Source organism: Pseudomonas sp. RA_105y_Pfl2_P56 (genome assembly GCF_963970845.1).
Taxonomy (GTDB): Bacteria; Pseudomonadota; Gammaproteobacteria; order Pseudomonadales; family Pseudomonadaceae; genus Aquipseudomonas; species Aquipseudomonas baetica_A.
Genome location: NZ_CAXAPL010000077.1, coordinates 1 through 7,255 on the forward strand (window position 1 = coordinate 1; position 7,255 = coordinate 7,255).

5 protein-coding genes are annotated in these 7,255 nt (G+C 53.3%); 1 reads left to right on the forward strand and 4 read right to left on the reverse strand.

Translation table 11 applies throughout. From position 1 onward, the window contains the following. Nucleotides 1-93, forward strand: a 93-nt coding sequence (locus tag AACY11_RS27845) for a transposase domain-containing protein (RefSeq protein ID WP_057395645.1), incomplete at its 5' end; no start/stop codon positions are given. Nucleotides 94-309: 216 nt separating this feature from the next. On the opposite strand, the gene AACY11_RS27850 is transcribed toward AACY11_RS27845, so the two are convergent. From AACY11_RS27850 to tssI, 4 genes are all read right to left on the reverse strand, one after another. After that, on the reverse strand, nt 310-1,062 hold the full coding sequence (locus AACY11_RS27850) for a hypothetical protein (RefSeq protein WP_339432125.1): 753 nt from the start codon (nt 1,060-1,062) through the stop codon (nt 310-312). Continuing rightward, complete coding sequence (locus AACY11_RS27855) at nt 1,055-4,561, reverse strand: T6SS effector BTH_I2691 family protein (protein WP_339496258.1); 3,507 nt, start codon at nt 4,559-4,561, stop codon at nt 1,055-1,057. Before AACY11_RS27855 ends, AACY11_RS27850 begins: the two co-directional genes overlap by 8 nt. Beyond that, the gene (locus AACY11_RS27860) at nt 4,561-5,436 is read right to left on the reverse strand and encodes a DUF4123 domain-containing protein (RefSeq protein ID WP_339432122.1); all 876 of its coding nucleotides are present in this window, start codon (nt 5,434-5,436) and stop codon (nt 4,561-4,563) included. The genes AACY11_RS27855 and AACY11_RS27860 overlap by 1 nt, the downstream gene beginning before the upstream one ends. Then, on the reverse strand, nt 5,433-7,255 hold a 1,823-nt coding region (tssI, locus tag AACY11_RS27865), incomplete at its 5' end, for a type VI secretion system Vgr family protein (RefSeq protein ID WP_339496260.1). The genes AACY11_RS27860 and tssI, both read right to left, overlap by 4 nt.

Here is a 7,255-nt window from a genome sequence, read left to right on the forward strand (position 1 = left end):
TATGCCTATCTCAAAGATGTGCTGACGCGGTTGCCGACGCAACGGGCGAGTGAGATCGACCAACTGCTGCCGCATCAGTGGGTATCTGTCTGACTTACGCAACGTGAGTTGGGCAGACGCTTACGAATAAATTATTTTCACGGTCACCCAATCATTCACAGAATATTACTATTCTGGCTATCCGAGTTGCAGTCGGGGCGAGGTGAAAAAAAGCGCTCGTAGCCATGGTATCAGGAGTGGAGATTACCTACGCACATTCGAATCATTTGCCAACCAAAGCTAGTTTCCACCAAATGATCGCCGCATGAATCAGACTGTGCTCATCGGAACATTTACCTTGGCCCTGATAAAAGGTATATCTGGAGATAAATAGGGCTTTATGAAGTTGGCGATTTTCTCCTTCTGTTTTGGCTCGCAGAAAATGTTGATGCTGTAACTTATGATTTTTCCGAGGCGCTGGTTGTAGTGAGTGAACTTCAAGTCCACTACCTCTCGATTCGTTGCGATGGCTAGTTGAGTGAAGTCTTTCCATTCGTATATAAGGTGATGGTACTGGGTGTGCATTTCACGGTAGCTCTTCGAATTAGCCATTGAGAGATAAATTAGTCCCATACCACCAGGTCCAATTAACGCCCCAATCAAAAAAGTGGGGTCGATTGTGGCGAGAATGATGAAAGTGATCGCTGTGATCCCAGTAAACCATTTTAAGAAAGTTAACGTCCATTCGGGGATGTTTTTCCATTCGCAGCACTCTAATCCGGATTGAGTGAAGCGATAGGCGAAGTTCATTTTTTGATGAGTCATGCAGGAGATTGTAAATAGAATAAATGAGAAGAAAAACACGCAGGATGCGATGCGCCAAGGTTGATCCATGTCTTCATAAACTGAATACATAAAGAAGGTGGCGGCTAGTATTATTATGGCCATGAATAGAAACATGCAGTTTGCAATAACTGTGTTATAGTTTCGAGCTCTAATTGCCCAGCTCAATAGTTCTGGTTCGTCTGCATGCTTCCACTGAAGTTGTGGTGGTAATATGGGCTGTTTGTTGATCTTAAGCATTCTTCGACTCTTTAAGTGTGTAGTTTGGAATCGAAAGCTTTAAAGGCTCAGCGCTTTTTGAACTCGGAATCATGTCATCCTTTTCCTTTAGTTCACCGCTGAACTTTTCATTGATTCGATTTGCTTCACTTGCGGCCCACTCCAGCGCAATCCTGAATAAATAGGCGTTTCCACTTTTGTGCTGGAATGTTCCAGGAGGATACTTGACTCCCATTTCTAGCACTGGATTGGCCTTGGGCGTATCAATCCACACTTGCCACAGGCAATGCTGTTCGTCTTCCGTATAAATGAAGTCTGACGGGCGGCTTTTTAACCCAGCTCCGCTTGGTAGCTCTCCGAATAATTTTGGATCTATCCAGTTTCCACTGAGGAATTGTTCGTAGAAATTCTTGCTTGTGATTTGTATCTCGTCGCTCGATAAGTAGTTTTTTTCGATCATCACTGGTTGTAGCATCACCTCTTTTCCCGCGAGTGCTTTAGGAAACAGGATTTGTACCCAGAAACCCAAGCATTTCTTAGGTGTACTACCACCGCCAAAATACAAAGCCCTTCCTCCTAGGCTTGGTCGTTGTAGCGTTTCCAGTAGGTCTTGCATTTGCTTTGAATGACCCTCATCGCCGAGCCACTCAGGAGTGGCTCCACGACCCCAGTTGCAACGGTATAGCCAAAGTCGCAAACCTTCGCGCTTGTATCGATTGGCTGCCATTGTGATCATCAAATAAGCGATTCCGAGAATGGCCAGAATGATGGTAACCGGATTGGACATTACCCACGCAAATCCAAACCAATAGCCAAGACTAGCTCCCACCAATTGACCAGATGCGACGAGAGACATCCCCAAAACTACGCCGAATTTCGACCACAACAGCAACTTTTCTTCTTGGCTGCTGGCATCGCCGACATCTTCAGAAATTTGGAATGCCTCAACTCCAGTCGCAACTGCTCCAAAAAAAGCCCATGTCACTGTTCGAAAAATCAGACCTTTTGAATATGTTGCCATCTTGTTGGCGGCGGTCGCCTCTGCGCTTCCAATACCGCTTGTCTTGATTACCGTTTTGGCTTCATCTATCCATTGAAGGTAACTGGCTTGTGCTAATTTTAGTGTTTTTTCACCCACTTCAAGGGACATCGCACCGGCCCGGCTCCAAGCCGGACCAACCCACAATGCAGCAATTGCATTGGCCGCGTACGCAGCGGCGGAGCCAAAATTGCGCCATTCAGCTTTCGTAAAATCGCCGTCGTTTTGTGCCTGTTTGGCGATGGTGTAGACGTTCCACACGTTCAATCCGACGAGCAAGGCCGGTAAGGCATTGCCTAAGTTCTGGCCCATCCAGTTTTTCGTACTTGTCACATATTCCATGGTCCCTGCAGTTCTGAGTTGTGAAGCCAACTCTGAGCGCCCAAGGTCGGCTAGCCAATTGTTGATTTTCGGCACGCCTGCGCTCAGGCGAGTGCTACCCGATGCTTTTGCGACGAGTTGATTGGGGCGCGCCAAAAACAAGTTTTTAAGTTCTTCTTCAAAAGCTTGCATGGAAATTCGCGCCGAGCGCTGATCGTGAGCTGCACCGGGTCGGGACAATACGCCTTTAGCGTCCGACATTTTGTTGTTCAAGGTTATCAGCTTCATCTGCCAGGCTTGGTATTCGCGCTGGTAAGTCGGATTGAAGGCAAGTTGTGTCGCACTGGAAATTTCTGTGGAAATCAGTACCTGCGGTATGGCGAGTGTCAGCGCGATTTCTTTTTTCATCGCTGGTAATAGCAGGATGCTAAGGCCGTGCCATGCATCCTTGGCTTTATTGTTGGCGACCTTGATTAACGTAGTCATGGATTGTTTGGCAGCATCGCTCATAGCCTTGTAGAGCTTGCTGTTTTTGACAACTTCAAGGTCCAAGACGGCTTTGATTTCAGCGATCCGGGTGGCGATGTTCGTGGCGTCGCTGGCTGAGGTCGGCGTCAATGTCGCGGCGCTGCCATCACTTTCGCGGCCTTGGTCATCCAGATTACCGGTAGTGCTGAAGTTATGTGTCACCTGTTTGATCAGGTTGGCGACTTCCGGATTGAAGTTGAACAACGCCATACCGAACAGGGTTTTCGGTCGTTCGGCCTGTTTACATAACCATTCCTGGCCTTTTTCTCCATTGGCCAGCACGGTGTAGAGCGCATGAGCGGTTTCAAGAAGTAGGCAGGCTTGCTCTTCATCGGCGGTATCATGGAAGACCTCTTCGGCGCTGGGGCCTAGTTGGTCTAGCCATTTGACCAAGTCATGCTCGCTACGCTTGCAATGGTCTTGAAGCCGTTGTGCTTCGGTGGTGGTCTTGCTCAGGTATTTCTGTACCTCGTCAAAGCGCACATCTTCGCGCCAGTAACGCTTGGCATTCCATTCCTCAAGCGCGGCTTGCCATTTTTTCTGATCGGGCAAGTTCCCCCATTTGGCTTTGAATTTAGCCTGGGCAGCAGTCGTCGCAGATGCCGAGCCGATTTCCACCATCGCAGCTTGATCGCCACTCACAAGATCCTTGCCGCGCTCCATTTCATCATTGGTGCCCAGAAGCCCATAGAGATCATCAGCGTATTCTTGGCGCTTGATCGGATCCTTGATTGAGTCGGGCGTAAATGCATTGGTATCGAAACCGCATAGTCTTTGTACGGCGATCGCACTTTCCAGTTTTTGTTGATGCAGACTTTCAAACTGCCCCTGTTCCATGAGCCTGCCAGCAAGGTTCATGGTCAAGTCATCAACCATTCCCAGCGGGTCATCCAGTGCAATAAACAGGGCAGTGTCCTGTTCAGGCACCTTGCCGCGTACCAATGCCTCTTCGAATGCGGGCTTGAATTCGCCACCTTTCTCAGGCGCTTGAGTGGGCAGCAGGGTGCTTAAGAAAGTGGGGGCGCTCTCGCCCGCGGCGAGGATGTCCGCGACACTTTTACCCAGTTCGGTGATCGGGCCGCCATGGCCTGCTTTGCCACTGCTGCAAAAGCCATCCAGATTGACTTTACGCATCCATTGGGTCTGTTGAGTCGCACTGCTGCGCATGAGTTCGCACATACGCCAGGTCCACTGGACGGGCGAGTAAGCGATACGCAACTGATTGCGACGGGGATAGAGCAGGTATGTGTGCGTTTCACCGGGGTTGTTGCGCACATCCTTATTCAGTTGACCATCAGCCCATTTGTGGCGCGTGAACTGGTGACCTTTGACTTCGTATTCATGGAAAGTCTTGGCGACGCTGTCCCACACATATAGCCAGCCATCGCGCAGTTGGCGAAGGGTGTAACTGCGGGTTTTCAGTTCAGTCGGCTTGCCTGTCCAGTCTTTGGGAAGAGGGTTAGGACCCTGATTTGTGCCTTTTTTCGGTGATTCGTCCACCGCATAACGCACAGGAAATATGGCGACTTCACCGGCCATCAATGAGCACTGCCCCGAGCCCATTTGTGCATTGGTAAATGCCTGGTTTCGGTTGGCCTGTTTCAGTTGAGCTTCGGTCGCGGGCTGAGTCATCACACTTCCTTGTTTATTTCGATGTCCAGGCAATCGTTATCCATCTGCTGGATACGTATTTCCGGTGCGAGTCTGGGGGCCTCGGGGGTACGGGCCAACCAATCCTGATAAGGCCCTTTAGGGCTTTCGCTGAATCCTGCGCCCCACCGCAGGCTGTATTCGACCCAGATAGCGAGACTACGTTCGCTCGATAGTCCCCAGGCTTGAGCTTCGTCCAACCGTCGAGAAAACCACGCGGTACGAATGCTTTTGTCCAGAGTTGATAGAGGTCGAGGATGGTACTGCTCAAAATTATCGTGCAGTCGCTCGATGAATTGCCAGCGTGCGGCCTGAGCGAGGGCGTCCAATTGTGGCTGACCCAATAGGGCGTACTTATCCTTCCACGATGTCGGAGATTTACGCTGAAAGCTTACCCATTGAGCGGAGGTGGTTGCCTCCCAGGAATGCAGCTCTTCGGGCATTGACCACGACTCAATCGGGCCGAGTATCGCATCAAGGTGTTCGCCCTGATAACTGCCGAGCCAATGCCGTGTGACCAGCGGGTCTGCGAAGCGCAGCATGCCGTTGCCCCCCAGTACATCGGATGGAGCGATGAACTGTCTCAAATGATCAGCGACGATACTAATGGGCGCGCGGCTGAAGAGCAGACTGGCGTCTATCTGCTGGTCAGTATTTTGGTATGTCCGGGTCAGTAGGCTTGTTGAACCCGAGGGCTTGACCAGTATCGGCCCCAGATCCTTCAATTCCGCCCACCGCGTTCCCAGGTACAACGGCTCGATCTCCAGCGGTTCGCCGAGCTGGTACAGACTTGGGATCGCATCGGGACGGAGAACTCCGTCGATCAGCAAAAAGTTGGCGTTCGACGGGTAGCTCATTTGGCGGCGTCCTTCGCGGCTTGCGCGGCAGCTTTCTCGCAAATTTCACAGCGCGGTGTACGACGCATCAACGCCTGCCGCTGCGCCGGCACCAGCAACTGCCCAGCCTTATCCGCATCCGCCTGCTTCAACGGCCCCGGCAACAACGGCGCAGCGCCCGTGCCGCTACCCGGTCCACCGCCGGAGTTCATATTGATCACCGGCCCACTCATGGTCACGCCGCCGGCATCGATCTTGATGAAGCTGCCGCCACCGACCAGGGTCAATTCGGCGCCGGCTTCCATCACCACTTTCATGCCGCTGCTTAGGTGGATTTCCTGGCCGGCATCGATGAACTGCCCAGTCCCAATCTTGATGTGCTGGTTCACGCCCACGGTCAGGTGATCGTTGGCCCGAGCTTCAACTTTTCGGTCTTCGTAAACGGTGTGGTGTTCTTCGGCTTTGAATTCCGTGTAGCTGTTCTGCTCAACCGTGTCGTGGCGTTCGTTGCCCACCCGAATCTTCTGATCATGTTCAATGTTCTCGTCCCAATCCCGCTGGGCGTGCAGGTAGATCTGTTCCTGGCCTTTTTTGTCTTCGATGCGCAGTTCGTTGTAACCGCTGCCACCCATTGAGCTCAGTGTTTTGAACGTCGTGCGGGTCTTGTTCGCGGGCAGGGCGTACGGGACGGTGTTTTCCTTGTGGTACAGGCAGCCGCTGATCAGCGGTTGGTCGGGGTCGCCTTCGAGGAAGGTCACCAGCACTTCCATACCGATGCGCGGGATGGCGATGCCGCCGTACTGGGCGCCGGCCCAGGCGCTGGAGACGCGTAGCCAGCAACTGGTTTTGTCGTCGGCCTGGCCTTCGCGGTCCCAGTGGAATTGCACTTTGACGCGGCCGTATTGGTCGCAGTGGATTTCTTCGCCTTTGGGGCCGGTGACCACGGCGCTCTGGCTGCCGAGGATGCGCGGTTTCGGGTGGCGCAGGGGCGGGCGGTTCGGCACGTCCCACGGGGTGGCCTGGAAGCGGTTGCGGTAGCCCTGGTGGAAATCGTCTTTGAGTGCGGTGGTGTCGCTGGTCACCGACTCTTCCAGCACTTGCGGCTGTTTGCCTTCGTGCAGCACTTCGGTGAGTAGCCACAGGTCGTTCCACTTGGCTTTTGGGTGCTCGGTCAGGGCCAGAAAATGGCCGCTGACCAGCAGCGGCTGATCGCTCTTGCCTTCAGCCAGTTGGAAGTCGCTGCGGTGGCGTTCGAGGGCGCGTTTGGCCAGGTGTTTGCCGCGCTCGCGATCAACGAAACGGCCCGGGTAATCGTAGTCTTCGAGGTCGGGCAGGGCGTCGCCACGGTTTTCGCTTTCCAGCGTCAGGCGTGGTTTTTCGAAGTCGTAATCGCGGCGTGTGGTGCGGCTGGTGCGGGTTTCCAGGCGCAGGTCGAAGCGCTTGATCACCGGGTCGCTGGCGACCATGCCGGAGTCTTGCTGATAGGCCACGGGTTGGAGTTTCGGGAACACCGTCTGGTCATCGCCGAAAATCAGTTTGTGGCCGGCCTCGCTGTGTTGGAAGTGGTAGTGAATGCCTTCTTCCTCGCACAGGCGCTGGATGAAATGCAGGTCGGATTCGTCGTATTGCACGCAGTAGAGGCGCTCGGGGTAGATCGAACCGGTCTGGAAATCGTAGGCGTTGCTCTGGATGCCGTGCTCTTCCAGCACTTGACCGATGATTTTCGGCACGCTGAGGTTCTGGAAGATGCGCTGGTTGACGCGGTGCGCGAGGTACGCCAGTTGCGGGCGCAGGGTTACCGAATAACGGGTCAGGCGTTTGCCGGAATCACCTTGCGCTG